The organism is Glaciibacter kafniensis, from assembly GCF_039538945.1.
GTDB classification, from domain to species: Bacteria; Actinomycetota; Actinomycetes; order Actinomycetales; family Microbacteriaceae; genus Cryobacterium; species Cryobacterium kafniensis.
This window is the reverse complement of sequence record NZ_BAABCN010000004.1, coordinates 23,226-40,606: the sequence shown is the minus strand read 5'-3', so window position 1 is coordinate 40,606 and position 17,381 is coordinate 23,226. Positions and strand designations below refer to the sequence as shown.

General features: G+C 65.8%; 14 protein-coding genes. 12 read left to right on the top strand and 2 right to left on the bottom strand.

Going from position 1 to position 17,381, the window contains the following annotated elements; all coding sequences use genetic code 11:
- Window positions 1–71: 71 nt before the first annotated feature.
- A complete protein-coding gene (locus ABD791_RS09520) occupies window positions 72–1,073 on the top strand; it encodes a TIGR03557 family F420-dependent LLM class oxidoreductase (RefSeq protein WP_345065408.1) in 1,002 nt (333 codons plus the stop codon).
- A 2-nt stretch (window positions 1,074–1,075) separates the two neighbouring features.
- Window positions 1,076–2,086 carry a coenzyme F420-0:L-glutamate ligase gene (gene cofE, locus ABD791_RS09515; RefSeq protein WP_345065406.1) on the top strand — a complete coding sequence of 337 codons (1,011 nt, stop codon included), beginning with the start codon at window positions 1,076–1,078 and terminating at the stop codon, window positions 2,084–2,086.
- 886 nt (window positions 2,087–2,972) lie between these two features.
- Here the strand turns inward: cofE and cofD are convergent.
- Entirely contained in the window at window positions 2,973–4,007 is a 1,035-nt protein-coding gene (cofD, locus tag ABD791_RS09510; protein WP_345065403.1) for a 2-phospho-L-lactate transferase, read from the bottom strand.
- A gap of 308 nt (window positions 4,008–4,315) precedes the next feature.
- Between cofD and ABD791_RS09505 the strand changes: the two genes are divergently transcribed.
- Window positions 4,316–5,005, top strand: a complete 690-nt coding sequence (locus tag ABD791_RS09505) for a YceI family protein (protein ID WP_345065400.1) — start codon at window positions 4,316–4,318, stop codon at window positions 5,003–5,005.
- A gap of 127 nt (window positions 5,006–5,132) precedes the next feature.
- Here the strand turns inward: ABD791_RS09505 and ABD791_RS09500 are convergent, their stop codons facing one another.
- Entirely contained in the window at window positions 5,133–6,521 is a 1,389-nt protein-coding gene (locus tag ABD791_RS09500; protein WP_345065398.1) for an aminotransferase-like domain-containing protein, read from the bottom strand.
- Window positions 6,522–6,700: 179 nt separating this feature from the next.
- Here ABD791_RS09500 and ABD791_RS09495 point away from each other — a divergent pair, with 179 nt between their 5' ends.
- The 9 genes from ABD791_RS09495 to ABD791_RS09455 all read left to right on the top strand — a co-directional run bounded on the left by ABD791_RS09495 (window position 6,701) and on the right by ABD791_RS09455 (window position 17,292).
- Complete coding sequence (locus ABD791_RS09495; protein ID WP_345065395.1) at window positions 6,701–7,564, top strand: nitrilase-related carbon-nitrogen hydrolase; 864 nt, start codon at window positions 6,701–6,703, stop codon at window positions 7,562–7,564.
- A 127-nt stretch (window positions 7,565–7,691) separates the two neighbouring features.
- Window positions 7,692–9,152 carry a dihydropyrimidinase gene (hydA, locus tag ABD791_RS09490; RefSeq protein WP_345065393.1) on the top strand — a complete coding sequence of 487 codons (1,461 nt, stop codon included), beginning with the start codon at window positions 7,692–7,694 and terminating at the stop codon, window positions 9,150–9,152.
- A gap of 88 nt (window positions 9,153–9,240) precedes the next feature.
- Window positions 9,241–10,257, top strand: a complete 1,017-nt coding sequence (locus ABD791_RS09485) for a TIGR03842 family LLM class F420-dependent oxidoreductase (protein WP_345065391.1) — start codon at window positions 9,241–9,243, stop codon at window positions 10,255–10,257.
- Window positions 10,254–11,156, top strand: coding sequence for an ABC transporter permease (locus tag ABD791_RS09480; RefSeq protein WP_345065389.1), 903 nt, complete (start codon window positions 10,254–10,256; stop codon window positions 11,154–11,156). Before ABD791_RS09485 ends, ABD791_RS09480 begins: the two co-directional genes overlap by 4 nt.
- Window positions 11,153–12,154, top strand: coding sequence for an ABC transporter ATP-binding protein (locus ABD791_RS09475; RefSeq protein WP_345065386.1), 1,002 nt, complete (start codon window positions 11,153–11,155; stop codon window positions 12,152–12,154). The genes ABD791_RS09480 and ABD791_RS09475 overlap by 4 nt, the downstream gene beginning before the upstream one ends.
- Entirely contained in the window at window positions 12,151–12,927 is a 777-nt protein-coding gene (locus ABD791_RS09470; RefSeq protein ID WP_345065383.1) for an ABC transporter permease, read from the top strand. The genes ABD791_RS09475 and ABD791_RS09470 overlap by 4 nt, the downstream gene beginning before the upstream one ends.
- A gap of 114 nt (window positions 12,928–13,041) precedes the next feature.
- Complete coding sequence (locus tag ABD791_RS09465) at window positions 13,042–14,202, top strand: ABC transporter substrate-binding protein (RefSeq protein WP_345065380.1); 1,161 nt, start codon at window positions 13,042–13,044, stop codon at window positions 14,200–14,202.
- Window positions 14,203–14,303: 101 nt separating this feature from the next.
- Window positions 14,304–15,626 (top strand): aspartate aminotransferase family protein, encoded by a 1,323-nt coding sequence (locus tag ABD791_RS09460; protein WP_345065377.1) that lies wholly within the window; start codon window positions 14,304–14,306, stop codon window positions 15,624–15,626.
- Between the two features lie 166 nt (window positions 15,627–15,792).
- Window positions 15,793–17,292, top strand: coding sequence for a CoA-acylating methylmalonate-semialdehyde dehydrogenase (locus ABD791_RS09455; RefSeq protein ID WP_345065374.1), 1,500 nt, complete (start codon window positions 15,793–15,795; stop codon window positions 17,290–17,292).
- The last annotated feature ends 89 nt before the right edge of the window (window positions 17,293–17,381 follow it).

Genomic DNA, 17,381 nt, shown 5'->3' with positions numbered 1-17,381 from the left:
GCGCCGCTCAAGGGCCGCTCGGCCAACACCGTGCGGTCGGAATGAGCACCAACGACCGGCAGAATGGACGCATGGCCAACGTGCAGATCGGTTATGCGGCGATGCTCGAGCAATTCGCGCCCGCCGAAGCAGTCGCGCTCGCGGCCTACGCCGAAGAACACGGCTTCAACGGCATCATGGCCGCCGACCATTTTCAGCCGTGGGTTCCGGCGCAGGGAGAGTCCTCCTTCGTCTGGAGCGTGCTGGCCGCGGTGGGCGAACGTACCAGCGGCGATTTCGGGCCGGGGGTGACGACGCCGACGTTCCGGTGGCATCCTGCGATGGTGGCGCAGGCATCCGCCACGCTCGCCTCGATGTATCCGGGCCGGCACTGGCTGGGCCTCGGCGCCGGCGAGGCTTTGAACGAGCACATCGTGGGCGCGTACTGGCCGGAGGCCGCCGAGCGGATCAACCGGATGTTCGAGGCCGTCGAGATCATCTCCAAACTCTTCACCGCGTCGATTGCCGGGCGCGATGTGAAGCATTCCGGGCAGTACTACAAACTCGAGTCAACCCGGCTCTGGACGATGCCCGCCGTCGCCCCCGAGATTCTGATCGCCACGGCCGGCCCGGTCACCGCCAAGCGCGCCGGCCGGCATGCCGATGGACTGATCACGGTCGAGGCCCCGATCGAGAAGCTGTCGATGCTGTTCAACAAGTTCGAGGCGGGGGCGCGGGAGGGCGGCAAGAATCCGTCGACCATGCCCAAGGTGCTGCGGCTTCACCTCAGCTGGGCCGAAACAGACGAACTCGCGATGGCCAACGCGCTGCGTGAGTGGCCGAACGGTGCCATGAGATTTCCGAAGAGTGACATCCGTTCGCCGTTCGAGTTCGAGCAGATCGCCAAGCATCTGCGCGCGGAAGATTTCGACGGACGGATGGTCATTTCCTCAGACCCCGACGTGCATCGCGCACACATTCAACAGTTCGTCGACCTCGGCTTCGACAAGATCTATCTGCACAACGTGGGCCGCAATCAACGCGAGTGGATCGACGTCTTCGGGCGCGACGTGCTGCCGAAACTGAGGAGCTGACGATGGCGACGGATGCGATGCGCGACGCGAGCGCGGATGTCACGGCCGGAAGCGCCGAGATTCGCGTCTTCGTGCTCGACGGAATCGGTGAGATCACCGCGGGCGACGACCTGGCTGAGATCATCCTTGCCGCCGCCGAGCGTGGTGCAGCGGATGGCGGACCGGCACTGGCCGATGGCGACATTCTCGCGGTCACGAGCAAGATCGTCTCGAAGGCCGAGGGTCGCCAACGGGCCGCGCACGACCGCGAGCAAGCGATCACCGATGAGACCGTGCGCGTCGTCGCGAGCCGCGCGCATCCGGGCGGAGTGACCCGCATCGTCGAGAACCGCCAGGGACTCGTGCTCGCCGCGGCCGGCGTCGATGCCAGCAACACTCCGGACGGAATCGTGCTGCTCCTGCCGGTCGACCCGGACGCCTCGGCCCACGCCCTCTGCACCACCCTCCGCAATCGCACCGGGTTGCGCCTCGGCGTACTCATCACCGACACCGCCGGCCGAGCCTGGCGAGAAGGGCAGACCGACATCGCGATCGGTGCGGCCGGGGTCGCGGTGCTCGATGACCTGCGCGGCACGACGGATGCCAACGGTCGCCGCCTCGACGCCACGGTTGCGGCAGTCGCCGACGAGATCGCGGCCGCCGCCGACCTGGTGAAGGGGAAAACGAGCGGCAACCCGGTGGCCGTGGTGCGGGGGCTCGGTCGGTTGGTCGGGGAGCTCGAGTCGGTCACCGAAACGGATGTGGCGGGTATGACGGCCGCGACGGGTGCGGCGGTCAGTGCAGGTGCAGGTGCAGGTGCAGGTGCCGATACCGCGGCGAAGCTCGTGCACGGTGCGCGCCGCCTGCAGAGGGCGAGCGAGTTCGACATGTTCAGGCTGGGCTCGACGGAGGCGCACGCCGAGGGGTTCGCCGAAGGTTTCGCCGCGGGGCGGGCCGCGGCGCTCGCCGAACTGACCGCCGCGTCGATGACCGCCCCGCCCGCCGTGCCTGTCGTTCCACTCACCGAGGGCTGACGAGTGATCCATTGTGTCCGCGAGTTGTCACAGATGGCCCCTTCGCGCGCGTTCAAGGGGCCATCTGTGACAACTCGCGGTGTCGGCGGCGGCGAATCATGAGCTGGGTCGTCGTAGTTCCGGTCAAGGGAACCGCGCGTGCGAAGTCCCGACTCGGTGCTCATCCCGAGCGCACTCAGCTCGCGGAGGCTTTCGCGCTCGATACCGTGACCGCGCTCCTGGCCGCACCTGCGGTCGACCGCGTGTTCGTGGTGACGGCCGACGACGAGATCGCCGAACGGATGTCTACCCTCGGTGCCGAGATCATCCGTGAGTCGTCCCATTCCGCACGCGAGAGGTCGCAGATCGCCCCTTCGCAGGCGTTCAAGGGGCGATCTGCGACCTCTCGCGAGAACGACGTCCACCACACGGACCCCACGGAGCACACGGACCCCACGGAGCACACGGACCCCACGGACCCCACGGAGCACACGGACCCCACGGACCACACGGACCGCACAGACCCCACGAACACTCCGCAACCCACCGACCCCCTCAATGCCGCCATCCGGCAGGGGATCGCCGCCGCGCGCACGGCCGCGCCCGCCAGCAACCTCGCGGTCGTGACCGGCGACCTGCCCGCCCTCGCCGTCGCCGACGTCGAGAACGCCCTCGCTCTGGCCGCAGCCCACGAGCGCTCGATGATTCCAGACGAAGAAGGCACCGGAACGACAGCCTTGCTCGCCACGAGAGGGGTCGCGTTTGCTCCCCAATTCGGAGCAGGCTCCCGCCTCGCCCACGAAACGGCCGGACACATTCCGCTGACGATCCCGCCCACCGCCTCGATCCGACGCGACGTCGACACCGTCGCCAATCTCGCCGAGGCGCTGCACCTCGGCGTCGGCGCTTACACGAGTGCGCTGATCGCGAGCACCTCGCGGGCGATGGCCGCGGTCGAGGAGACGTCGCGCATCCAGAGCGGAACAGCCGCCGAACGGATGCCCCCGGCCTCCAGCTCGGCCACCGCCGCGGCATCCGTCTCGTCGACGAGCCAGGCGTCGAGCACGCCGCCCACTCCACCGGTGCCACTCACTCCCCCCGTACCGCTCACGCCGCCCGACCCGCGCGAGCCGTAGTGCAGCCCGACCGCCGCCGCTGACGTTTCGACGCCGATCACGTTCAGGCAGTGGTCGGCCATGCCGCGCACCGCGCTGCCGCCGATGATCGGAGACACCCCGACGACGCGCGCACGCGTGGCGCGCAACGCCTCGCGGATGCCCGGCACCGCCAGAATCGTTCCGACAGAGACAACCGGATTCGACGGCGGCAGAATCACCAGATCGGCATCACGGATGGCCTCGAGCACGCCGGGCGCGGCGGTCGACGTCTCGAGACCGATCTGCACGAATTCCGTCACCTCGACGTGGGCGCGATAGCGCACCCACCATTCCTCGAAGTGGATCAGATCGCCGGCCGCGTGCTCGTCGACCGCGGCGGCGAGACGCACATGGGTCTCGACCGGCTGATCGCTCATCGGCAGCAGGGTCACGCCGGGCTGCCAGCGGCGGCAGAGAAACTCGGTCGCCTCGCTCAACGTCGATCCGCTCCGCAGGAGGTCGGTGCGCACGATGTGCGTGGCCAGGTCGAGGTCGCCGAGCGTGAACCATGGCCAGCCACGCCCGTAGGCCGCGATCTCCGTCGAGGTGCGGCGTGATTCGTCGGGACGTCCCCAGCCCTGTTCCTCGTTGATTCCGCCGCCGAGGGTGTACATCACGGTGTCGAGGTCTGGGCAGATGCGCAGTCCGTCGAGCCACATGTCGTCGCCGGTGTTGACGATCACGGTCACCGAGCTGCCGGCATCCGTGTTCGCAAGTTCCTGCAGCAGGCCGCGTGTGAAGCGCGCACCGCCAACGCCGCCGGCCAGCACTGTGATCTTCGTCATGGGACTCCTTCTTGCCTGTCATTCAATGCTCTCGCATCTTCGAATGCTCACCGTGCGTCGCCGTCGCCGTCGCCTTCGTCGGGCCCGCGCGTGCGCTCATATCGTCGGCAGACGGATGCCGAGGCGACGATTCAAGCGCACGCGCCGGCGAAAGCGGGGCAAGAAAGGCGCGCAACGTGATCATCGCGCTCGCATAGCGATTGCACATCCGGCGTCGATACGCTGGCGCACGAAACCGTGGAACACAGCAATGACGCTCCCCCCGACTCACCCCTGAGCCTTCGAGAGAGAACACCGCCATGAAGCGCATGAGCACTAAGACCACAGTCATCACCAGCATCGCACTCGTCGTCGTGCTGCTCGGCGGGGCCGCCGCCGTGTTCGGCCCGGCTTTCTATCGCGATGTCATCGTCGGTCCGGCCGCTGCCGCACCGGTCGACGACCTCGGTACCGTCGCCCCGAGCACGCTCACGGCCGACGAGCTCGCCGGGGAATGGACCGTCAGCGCCGGCTCCTACGCCGGCTACCGCGTCGACGAGGTGCTGAACGGCACCGACGTGACCGTGACCGCTCGCACCGAAACCGTCACCGGCACGATCACCGCGACGGCCACCGAGATCACGGCGGTCTCGATTGACGTGGATGTCGCCTCCATCGCCACCGACGAGGCGGCCAGAGACAACTATTTCCGCACGCAGGCGATCGACACGGCGACGAATCCCACCGCGACCTTCGTGCTCACCGAGCCGATCACGGCGCCGGCCGATCCCACGTCGGGGGAGTCGCAGACCGTCTCCGCCACCGGAATCCTCACGCTCAACGGTGTCAGCAAGGATGTGACGGTTGACCTCACGGCCGCCCTCGATGGCGATGGCGTCAAGATCGCCGGCCAGATCCCGATCACCTTTTCCGATTTCAACGTCACGGCGCCCAACCTCGGCTTCGTGAAGGTCGAGGACGCCGGCTCCATCGACGTGCTGCTCAACCTCACGAAGTAGAGCGCCCGCACCCTGCTCGCTCGCGTCGCGGCCGTTCGTCCCGGCCACGCGTGCGCTCAAATCGTCGCCGAGACGGATGCCCAGGCGACGATTCAAGCGCACGCGCGGCACCGGGCGGGGCGCCAGCCTACGCCCAGCGCCCCTCCAACGAGTGCACGCCCGGCATCGGCCCCTGCCCCGGCTCAGCCGCACCCCACGTCGTCGCCGCCAGCGCCTCGGCGATCGGCTCGACCTCGTCGGGCAGCGCTCCGGCAGTCACCCGAATGAACGACTGCGCCGAATCGGTCGCAAAGAATGGTGAGCCGCCGGCCACGCGAATTCCGGATGCCGCCAGCTGCACGATCGCATCCCGCTCATCGTTCACCGGAAGCCAGGCGTTCACGCCATCCGCCTGTGTCAGGTCGAGGCCGTGCCGGCGCAACGCCTCTGTCAGGGATTTCTGCCTCGCAAAATAGATGCGCCGCGCCTCGCTGATCTCGTCGACACTCTCGCGAGAGGTGAGCAGATCGTAGAGAATCGTCTGCAGCATGCGGCTGGTCCACCCCGGTCCGAGCATCCGGCGGGCGACGATCGGATCGACCAGGGCAGCCGGCCCGCCGAGCGCGGCGATGCGCAAGTCGGGGCCGTGCGATTTCGAGAAACTGCGCACATGAAGCACCCGGTCGGGCAACCAGCGGCCGAGACTCACGTCGGGGCTGATGCTGATCTCGCCCGAGTGATCGTCTTCGATCACCACGGTGTCGGCATTGCGTTTGTGGGCCGAGAGCAGCCGGGCGAGTTGTTCAGCGCGCGCGGCCGTCATGGAGGCACCCGTCGGATTCTGCGCCCGCGGCTGCACAATGACCGCGGTCGGCCCCAGCTTGAGCGCAGTCTGAAAAGACGAGGGAGTGATGCCGTGCCGGTCGACATCCACCGGCACGCGCTCGAGACCGAGCTGGTCGAGCAGATCGAAAAAGGGCGGGAAACCCGGGCTCTCCACGATCACGCGGTCACCGAACCGGGTGACCGCGTCGAGGCTGCGCGAGATCGCATCGAGTGCGCCGTCGACGACGGTGATCGACTCGACCGGGTATGGCCACGAGTCGGTGAGAACGGCGAGAAGCTCGGGAATCACCGGCAGATCCTGATAGGTCGGCGTGACGGCACGCTGCGACACCCGCGAGAGTGCGGGGCCGAGTGCGGGAAGCAGCTGCGGGTCGGGGGTGCCGCGGGAGAGGTCGATTCGCGCGTTCTGGTGGCGGCCGGCCATCGACTGGCTGCGCGCCGGCAACCACTTCGGTGCAGCATCCAACACGAAGGTGCCGCTGCGTCCGCGCGACACAATCAACCCGACCGAGCCGAGCGCCTGCCAGGCATGACTGATGGTCGCGGGGCTCACCCCGAGCAGGGTCGCGAACTCGCGCACGGTCGGCAGGCGATCGCCGGGAGCAAGGCGACCGGATGCGATCAACCGGCCGATCGCAGCCGCAATCCCAGCAGGTGTTCGGCTCTCAATTTCATCAAGAAAGATTTGCATGAACTCTTGCCCCCGGCTGGTTTGGACGACAGGATGATTAACGCGTGCGTCACACTCAGAAACACAACAGAAATGTTTACGTCGAATAATAACAAAGAGGACAACGCAGTCCACGGTTCGACACAAACCCATTTCGGCGCTGCTTCAAGCTCAGTGCCGAGCACCATGTGGAGGCAACAATGACGGTTGACAGTTCAAGAACAGTTCGCGCAGCAATCACCCAGGTCGAATGGACGGGTGACGAAGAGTCAATGATCGCCAAGCACGAAGACTTCGTGCGGCAGGCGGCCGAGCAGGGTGTGCAGATCATCTGTTTCCAGGAACTGTTCCACGGCCCCTACTTCGGAATCGTGCAGGACTCGAAGTACTACGAATACGCCCAGAAGGTGCCCGGCCCCCTGACCGAGCGTTTTCAGAAGCTCGCGGCCAAGTACAAGATGGTCATCGTTCTTCCGATCTACGAAGAAGACCAGCCGGGGGTGCTCTACAACACCGCGGCCGTCATCGACGCCGACGGCAGCTACCTCGGCAAGTACCGCAAGCACCACATCCCCCACCTGCCGCAGTTCTGGGAGAAGTTCTACTTCCGTCCGGGCAACGCCGAGTACCCCGTCTTCGACACCGCTGTCGGCAAGGTCGGCGTCTACATCTGCTACGACCGTCACTTTCCAGAAGGATGGCGTGTGCTGGGTCTGAACGGAGCCGAGATCGTATTCAATCCCTCGGCGACCAAGCCCGGTCTCTCGAACCGTCTCTGGGAGCTGGAGCAGCCCGCTGCGGCAGCCGCCAACCAGTACTACGTCGGAGCGAACAACCGCATCGGCACCGAAACCGAAGAGTTCGGCGACGACGCCGTGACGTTCTACGGCAGCTCCTACTTCGCTGACCCGCGTGGCAACTATGTCGGAGATGTCGCCTCCACCGACACCGAAGAGATGGTTGTGCGCGACCTCGACATGGGCCTCATTCGTGAGGTGCGCAACTCCTGGCAGTTCTACCGTGACCGCCGGCCCGACTCGTACGACCCGATCGTCGCGCCGTAGAGAACCGTTCTAGAGAAACGATCTAGAGAACCGATCTAGAGAACTGATCGCCGCTGAGCATGCCGAGACCACCGTCTCGGCATGCTCGATCGGCGAACCCGGAATCCCGCACAACCCAGGAGACCCCATGAAGACGCTCATCAAAAACGGAACAGTCGTCAACTCCACCGGCACCGCACGCGCAGACGTGCTGATCGACGGTGAAACGATCGCAGCCGTGCTCGCGCCGGGTTCGACGCTGCTCGGCTTCGACGTCGAGCGCAACGTCGACTCCGTCATCGATGCCGGCGGCAAGTACGTGATCCCCGGAGGGATCGACGCGCACACCCACATGCAGATGCCATTCGGCGGCACAGAGGCCTCCGACACCTTCGAGACGGGAACCCGGGCAGCGGCGCACGGCGGAACCACCAGCATCGTCGACTTCGTGGTGCAGTACGCCGGCGAGAACGTGCTCGACCAGTTCGCGCTCTGGCACGAGAAGGCCCGCGGCAACTGCGCCATCGACTACGGCTTTCACCAGATTCTTTCCGATGTGCAGGACTCCAGCCTGACCGCGATGGATGAGCTGGTGCGCGAAGGCGTCTCCAGTTTCAAGCTCTTCATGGCCTACAAAGGCGTCTTCCTCTCCGACGATGGCCAAATCGTCAAGGCCATGCAGAGGGCGGCCACCAACGGCAGCATGATCATGATGCACGCCGAGAACGGCAGCGTCATCGACCTGCTCGTGCAGCAGTCGCTCGCCGCCGGCAACTCCACTCCCTACTACCACGGGGTCACCCGGCCGTGGCAGGCCGAAGAAGAGGCCACCCACCGCGCGATCATGCTCGCCAACCTCACCGGCGCTCCGCTCTACGTCGTGCACGTCTCGGCCAAGCAGGCCGTCGAACAGATCGCCATCGCCCGCGACCGCGGTCAAAACGTCTTCGGCGAGACCTGCCCCCAGTACCTCTATCTCTCGCTCGAAGACAACCTCGGTGCCCAGAGTGAGGAGTGGGGCAGCTTCGAGGGCGCCAAATGGGTCTGCTCGACGCCGCTGCGTTCCAAGGAGGAGGGCCACCAGCACCACATGTGGCAGAGCCTGCGCACGAACGACATCCAGATGGTCTCCACCGACCACTGCCCGTTCTGCATGAAGGGCCAGAAAGACATGGGGCTGACCGACTTCTCGAAGATCCCCAACGGCATCGGCTCGGTCGAACACCGCATGGACCTGCTCTACCAGGGCGTCGTCGACAAGAAGATCTCCCTCGAGCGTTGGGTCGAGGTCACCTCGACCACGCCGGCACGCATGTTCGGCATGTACGGCAAGAAGGGCGTCATCCAGCCGGGCGCCGACGGCGACGTGGTCATCTACGACCCCAACGGTCACACCTCAATCGGCATGCCGACGGATGCCGATGGCAAGCCGACCGGGCGCACTCACCACATGAACATGGACTACTCGGCTTGGGAAGGCTACGAAATCGACGGACACGTCGACACCGTGCTCTCCCGCGGCAAGGTCATCATCGACGACAACCAGTACCTCGGGCAGAAGGGCGACGGCCAGTACGTCAAGCGCGGCCTCAGCCAGTACTTGATCTAGACAGCCTGATCTCACCCACTCCTGACCTGGCCGCCGCCCCCGCCGCATCCAGCCCCTGATTCATACTCCGCACAGGAAGAGACAACAGATGGACTTCGGAGCAGTACTTCAGACCAACCCGCCGTCGGCGCGCACCGTGCAACTGGCCAAGCTGGCCGAGGATCACGGGTTCAGCCACGTCTGGACCTTCGACTCCCACCTGCTCTGGCAGGAGCCCTATGTGATCTACAGCAAGATCCTCGCCGAGACCCGCAAGATCATCGTCGGCCCGATGGTGACGAACCCGGCGACTCGGGACTGGACCGTCACGGCCTCCACCTATGCCACGCTCAACGAGATGTACGGCAACCGCACAATCTGCGGCATCGGCCGCGGCGACTCGGCCGTGCGCGTCACCAACGGGGCGCCGACCAACCTGAAGACCCTGCGGGAGTCGATTCACGTCATCCGTGAACTGGCCAACTCGCGTTCGGTCGAATACAACGGGGCGACGCTGCAGTTTCCGTGGAGCGTCGGCTCGAAGCTCGACGTCTGGGTGGCCGCCTACGGCCCGCTCGCGCTCAAGCTCACCGGGGAGGTCGGCGACGGTTTCATCTTGCAGATGGCCGACCTCGACGTGGCCGAGTGGATGATCAAGACGGTTCGCACCGCCGCAGCCAACGTCGGTCGTGACCCGGAATCGATCAAATTCTGTGTTGCAGCCCCGATGTACATCGGCGACGATGTGCAGCACATGCGCGACCAGTGCCGCTGGTTCGGCGGTATGGTCGGCAACCATGTGGCCGACATCGTCGCAAAGTACGGCGCCGATGCGCCCGTGCCGAAGGCGCTCACCGACTACATCAAGGGTCGAGAGGGCTACGACTACAACGAGCACGGCCGCGCCGGCAACACCCACGCCGACTTCGTGCCCGACGAGATCGTCGACCGGTTCTGCCTGCTGGGCACCGCCGATCAGCACATTGAGAAGCTCAAGTCACTCAAAGAGATGGGCGTCGACCAGTTCGCCGGCTATCTGCAGCACGACAACAAAGAAGAGACCCTGCGCGTCTATGGAGAAACCGTGATCCCGGCGCTCGCCGAGCACATCGTGGCGAAGGCATGACCAAGCGGGGAAGCACGTCCCCGCACGGGTCAACAACGGGGCAACGTTTCGCACTCGGCGCGCTGGGGATTCTCGCGCTCGCCGCGCTCTGGGAACTCTACAAATTCGTCGGTCCCGCCGACGGCGTCGTCGTCAACGGCGTGACGGTGCTGCCGCGCACCAGCGACCTCGCCATGCCGCACCTCTGGACGATGTTCGCCCGCATCTTCGAACCGGTCACCGGGGCATCCACTGCCCTGCCGATGTGGCTGGCCGTGCTGCAGGCCTGCTTGTTCACGCTCGGCATCGCAGCGGTCGGGTGGCTGGTCGGCGTGACCGTCGGCCTCACGTTGGCCCTGCTCATGCAGCGCTTTCGCCTAGCAGAGGCCGCCATTCTGCCCTGGGTCATCCTCAGCCAGACGGTGCCGCTGATCGCACTCGCGCCGCTTGTTCGGCGCTGGGGGGCGCAAATCCATTTCGGCGAGTTCACCTGGGAGAACTGGATGTCGGTGGCCCTGATCGCCTCCTATCTCGCGTTCTTCCCGGTCTCGGTCGGGGCACTGCGCGGCCTGAACGCTCCCGAGCAAGCGCACGAAGATCTGATGCACTGCTACTCCGTTGGCTGGTGGAAGACCCTCTGGCGGCTGCGGCTCCCGGCGAGCATCGGCTACCTGCTGCCCGCCCTCCGGCTGGCCGCGGCCAGCGCCGTGATCGGCACCGTCGTCGCCGAGGTGTCAATCGGGTTGCGCGGTGGCCTCGGTCGCATGATTGTCGAGTTCGCGGGGGCAGCGGGCGGCGATCCCGGCAAGCCCTGGGCTCCGATTTTCGGGTCGATTCTCGTCGGTCTCGTCGCGGCCGCCTTCGTCGCCCTCATCGGGCTATTTCTTGGTCGTTTCCGTAGGGGAGAGGTTGCAGCATGAGCGTTCACACCGACGACACGTCACCACCGAGCACACCGGCCGCTGGCACGCCGGCTACCGGCACGCCGGCCGCTGGCACACCGGCGCACGCCGCACCCCCGGCCGCCCCAGCGACCGCGCCGACGGCATCCGTCGCGCCGAATCGTGCAGCGGCGATCCCGGCCGTCGAGGTGACCGGCGTCAGCCGTATCTTCCCTGGCAAGAAGGGCGCAACCGTCACCGCACTCGACAACGTGAGCATGACCGTCGCGCCCGGCGAATTCGTGTCGCTGATCGGCCCGAGCGGATGCGGCAAGAGCACGCTGATGCGGTTGATCGCCGATCTCGACAGCCCGACGATGGGCAGCATCACGGTGTTCGGCAAGCCGGCCAGGCAGGCGCGCATCGACCAGGACTACGGCATCGCCTTTCAACAGGCCGGCCTGCTGCCGTGGCGCACGGTCGCCGGAAACATCGAGCTTCCACTCGAACTACACGGTGCAGGCAAGGCCGCGCGGCGGGCCAGAGTCGCCGAGCTGATCGAACTCGTCGGGCTGAGCGACTTTGCCGGGCACTATCCCGACCAACTCTCAGGCGGCATGCAGCAGCGCGTCGCGATCGCCCGCTCCCTGGCTGAAAGCCCGAGCCTGCTACTCATGGACGAACCATTCGGTGCCCTCGACGAAATGACGAGGGAGCGGATGCAGAACGAACTCGTGCGCATCTGCGGTGAGACCGGGGCCGCCGTGGTGTTCGTCACCCACTCCATTCCCGAAGCGGTCTTTCTCTCCGACCGCGTCGTGGTGATGTCGCCGCGGCCCGGGCGCATCCGCGATGTGCTCAGCGTCAAGCTCGGTGACACCGGCGAACGTGGCGAGAACCTGCGTGAAGACGAGCAGTTCTTCCACGCGGTGAGCCAAGTGCGGGAACTGTTGCACGGCACGCCGGCGGGCGGCGCCGGCCCGGGTGGAGCGGGTGGCACGTCTGCCGGCGGGCCTCGCGGAGTCGACATCCGATGAGAGACACCGCCAGCTCCAACGGGCTCGCCCGCACCATTCTGGCGCCGGTGCTGTTCGGCCTGCTCGTCGTCGCCATCTGGCAGTTCGCGGTCACGGCGCTCGAGATCAAACCGTTCATCCTGCCCGGCCCGCTCGCGATCGGCGAGCAGTTCACCGCCAACCTGTCCAATGTCTGGGCCGGCATGGTGGTCACCGGGCGCAACGCCCTGATCGGCTTGATCGTCGGCTCGGTGATCGGCATTCTCGCCGCCATCGTCTCGGCGCTGCTGCGGGTCTTCGACGAGATGGCGGCGCCCATCGTGGCCGCCATTGCCGTGGTGCCGATCGTCGCCCTCGCTCCCGTGCTCTACACGATGTTCGGTGCGGCGGCCGAGACGGCCCGGCAGATCGTCGCTGCCCTGGCCGTGTTCGTTCCCGTCTACTTCAACACCCTCAAGGGCCTCCGCCAGGTGAGCCCCGTGCATCGCGATCTGATGAGGGCCTATGCGGCCTCAAGCTGGCAGGCCACGAAAACCGTGACGCTGCCTACGGCGACCCCTTACGTCTTCACCGGGCTGCGCATCGCATCCTCTCTCGCCGTCATCTCCTCGCTCATCGCCGAGTACTTCGGTGGCCCGGTCGGCGGGCTCGGCAAGTCGATCACCTCGGCCGCCTCGAGCAGCAATTACGGCTTGGCCTGGGCCTACGTGCTCGGGTCGATTCTGCTCGGACTCCTCTTCTATTGCGCAGCGCTCGGCCTCGAGAAGCTGGTCACCCGCCGGAAAGCCGGCTAAACGTCGGTCCGTCACGAGCGGACCGGGCGAAAGCAGCACTGCTCTTCACACGCAACATGCACCATGCATCACACGAGTAGCACCATCCCAGAAACACCAAGCAAGGAGGAAGACATGAAACACAGCACACGATGGCTCGGCACGGTTGGCGCCGTGGCCGCAGTCAGCGCGCTCGTCCTCAGCGGGTGCAGCACCGGTGGCGACACCACAGGATCAGGTCCGTCAGACAACCCCACCGCTGGGGCGCTCACCCCGGTAAGCCTGCAGTTGCAGTGGTCGGCGCAGGCGCAGTTCGCCGGCTACTACGCGGCAGTCGACCAGGGCTATTACAGAGATGAAGGCCTCGACGTGACGATCAAGGAGGGCGGCTCCGACATCGTTCCGCAGGACGCCCTCGCCGCCGGCGACGTCGACTATGCCATCTCGTGGGTGCCCAAGGTGCTCGGCTCGATCGAGCAGGGCGCCAACATCACGGATGTCGCCCAGATCTTCGAACGCAGCGCCACCACCCAGATCTCGTTCAAAGACAAAAACATCACCAGCCCTGCCGATCTCAAGGGCAAGAACGTGGGCAGCTGGGGCTATGGCAACGAGTGGGAACTCTTCGCCGGCATGCAGAAAGACGGTGTGCAGCTGAGTGATATCAACCTGGTGCAGCAGGCCTTCGACATGAGCGGATTCCTGGCCGGTGACATCGACGCGGCCCAGGCGATGACCTACAACGAATACGCCCAGGTGCTCGAGACGATCAACCCGAAAACCGGCAAGCTGTACCAGCCCGATGAACTCAACGTCATCAACTGGAACGACGTCGGCACGGCCATGCTGCAGGATGCCATCTGGGCGAACGCAGACAAGCTCACGAGCGACTCTGACTACGCCGACCAGACTGTCAAGTTCATCAAGGCCTCCATCAAGGGTTGGATCTTTGCGGCGGGCGACCCGCAGAAGGCTGCAGACATCGTGGCCGGCGCCGGCTCGCAGCTTCCTGCCGGTCACCAGCTCTGGATGACCAACGAGGTGAACAAGCTGATCTGGCCGTCGACCAACGGCATCGGAATGATCGACGAAGCGGCCTGGAAAAACACGGTCGACATCGCGATGAACACCAAGAACGAAACCGGTGCCACCATCATCACGAAAGATCCGCCCGAGACCGCGTACAGCAACGAGTACGTGACGAAGGCACTCGATGAGTTGAAGGCCGACGGAGTCGACGTGATGGGCGCCGACTTCAAGCCGATCACCGTCACCTTGAAAGAGGGCGGCGAGTAACCTCCTTTTCCCGGCCGGGCGGCCGCAATCTGTTCTGTTTGGAACTGGGCCGCCCGGCTTTCACCCCCGCATCACCGGCACGACCGAAAGGCACAGGCGCCATGTCCGACACCTCCCCCGCAGAACTCGACGCTCTCACCCGACAGCTCGATCGCGACCACGTCTTTCATTCCTGGTCGGCGCAGGCCGGCCTGAATCCGTTCGTGGTCGCCGGCGGGCTGGGCTCCCGCGTCTGGGACTACGACGGGCGCAGCTACCTCGACTTCTCCAGCCAGCTGGTCAACGTGAACATCGGACACCAGCATCCGGCCGTCGTCGACGCCATCACGAAGCAGGCGCAGACCCTCACCACCGTCGCCCCGGCCACGGCGAACCTCACGCGTGGCGAAGCAGCCAAGCGCATCGTCGACCGGGCGCCTGCCGGGTTCAACAAAGTCTTCTTCACCAATGGTGGCGCGGATGCGAATGAGAACGCCATCAGGATGGCCCGCCTGCACACCGGCCGCGACACCATCCTCTCGACCTATCGCTCGTACCACGGCAACACCGGCGCGGCCATCGTCGCGACGGGGGACTGGCGCCGCATTCCCAACCAGTTCGCCACCGGACACGTTCACTTCTTCGGCCCGTTCGCCTACCGCAGCGAATTCTGGTCGACCTCGCCGGAGCAGGAGTCGGAGCGCGCGCTGCACCACCTCGAACGGGTCATCCAGAGCGAGGGCGCCGGCACGATCGCGGCGATTCTGCTCGAGACGATTCCCGGCACGGCCGGCGTGCTGATGCCGCCGCCCGGCTACCTCGAAGGCGTGCGCGCCCTCTGCGATCGCTACGGCATCATGCTCATCTTCGATGAGGTCATGTGCGGCTTCGGGCGTACCGGGCAGTGGTTCGCGTTTCAGGGCTACGACGTCGTACCCGACCTGATCACCTTCGCGAAGGGTGTGAACTCGGGCTACATTCCGACCGGCGGCGTAATCATCTCCGACGAGATCGCCGGCGACTTCGACACGAACGTCTTTCCCGGCGGGCTCACCTACAGCGGGCATCCGTTGGCAATGGCCTCGATCGTCGCGGCTCTCGACGCGATGGAAGCCGAAGGCATCGTCACGAATGCGGCGCGGATCGGCACCGACGTGCTCGCGCCCGGCCTGGCTGCGTTGGCGGCGAAGCACCCGATCATCGGCGAGGTGCGCGGCGTCGGCGTCTTCTGGGCGCTCGATCTGGTGGCCGACCCCGAGACCAGGGAGCCGGTCAGCGCTGCGGTGATGGGGCGCATCAAGAGCGAGCTGCTCGCCCGCAACCTGTTGCCGTTCCTCTCCGACAACCGCGTGCACGTCGTGCCGCCGTGTGTTGTCACCGATGCCGAGGTCGCCGAGGCGCTGGCGATCTACGACGAGGTCTTCGGCCTCGACCTGCTCGGCTAGTCCTGCCTACGCTCCCTTCGCCCGCTACCTCCCCCGCCATTTCCCCATTCGACGGAGATTTTGCCTCTCAACCCCGAATTCGGAGCAAAAACAATCGAATTCGCGAGAATCTCCGTCGAATGGGTACAGCCCAGACCTGATGTAACCGCTATCAAAGGAACCCCTCATGACTGACACCCCCACCCTCAACCACTGGATCAACGGCGGCGAAGCCACCGGCTCCTCCACCCGCACCTCGCCCGTCTTCAACCCGGCCACCGGTCGCGTCGCCAAGAACGTGCGCCTGGCCAGTACCGCGGATGTCGACGTCGCTGTCGCCGCCGCATCCGCCGCCTACCCGCTCTGGCGCGATACCTCGCAGGCCAAACGGCAGAGCGTGATGTACAACTTTCGCGAACTGCTCAACGCGCGCAAGGGGGAGCTGGCCGACATCCTCACCGCCGAACACGGCAAGGTGACCAGCGACGCGCTCGGCGAGATCGCCCGCGGCATCGAGGTCGTCGAGTTCGCGCTCGGCATGCCGCACCTCTCGAAGGGCGATTTCTCCGAGAACGTCTCGACCGGAGTCGACGTCTACACGCTGCGCCAGCCGCTCGGTGTCGTCGGAATCATCAGCCCGTTCAACTTTCCGGCGATGGTGCCGCTCTGGTTCTTCCCGATCGCGATCGCCGCCGGCAACACCGTGGTGCTGAAGCCGAGCGAGAAAGACCCGTCGGCCTCCAACTGGATGGCCGCGCTGATGGCCGAGGCCGGTCTGCCCGCCGGCGTGCTCAACGTCGTACACGGCGACAAGGAGTCGGTCGACGCGCTACTGGGTCACCCAGACGTACAGTCGATCTCCTTCGTCGGCTCCACCCCGATCGCCCGCTACATCTACGAGACGGCCTCCCGCAACGGCAAGCGCGTGCAGGCTCTCGGCGGGGCGAAGAACCACATGCTCGTGCTGCCAGACGCTGACCTCGATCTCACGGCGGATGCCGCGGTGAACGCCGGGTTCGGATCCGCCGGTGAACGCTGCATGGCGATCAGCGTCGTGCTCGCCGTCGAACCGATCGCCGATGAATTGATCGCGAAGATCACCGAACGGATGTCGGGCCTCAAGGTCGGCGACGGAATGCGCGGCTGCGACATGGGCCCGCTGATCACCGAGGCGCACCGCGACAAGGTGGCCGGCTATATCGACATTGCGGCGAAAGACGGAGCCACAGTCGTCGTCGACGGACGCGGCGTCGAGGTCGACGGCGAGGCATCCGGATTCTGGCTCGGCCCGACCCTGTTCGACAACGTCAGCACCGACTCGGCCGTCTACCAAGACGAGATTTTCGGCCCGGTGCTCTCGGTCATTCGAGTGGCCAGCTACGAGGAGGGCCTGCACATCATCAACACCGGTCGTTACGGCAATGGCACCGCCATCTTCACCAACGACGGCGGGGCCGGGCGCCGGTTCCAGAACGAGGTGCAGGTGGGAATGGTCGGCATCAACGTGCCGATCCCCGTGCCGGTGGCGTACCACTCGTTCGGTGGCTGGAAGGAGTCGGCATTCGGTGATGCGAAGGCCTACGGACCCAGCGGCATCGCCTTCTTCACTCGCGAGAAGGCGGTCACGAGCCGCTGGCTCGACCCGAGCCACGGCGGCATCAACCTGGGGTTCCCGTTGAACCACTAGCTTTTCGTTGGTCGAGGAGCTCGCGACGCAGGGCGCGCGTCTCGAGACCCGGCGAGCCGATCTCCCAACGTGAGTTGCGTTTGAGGGTT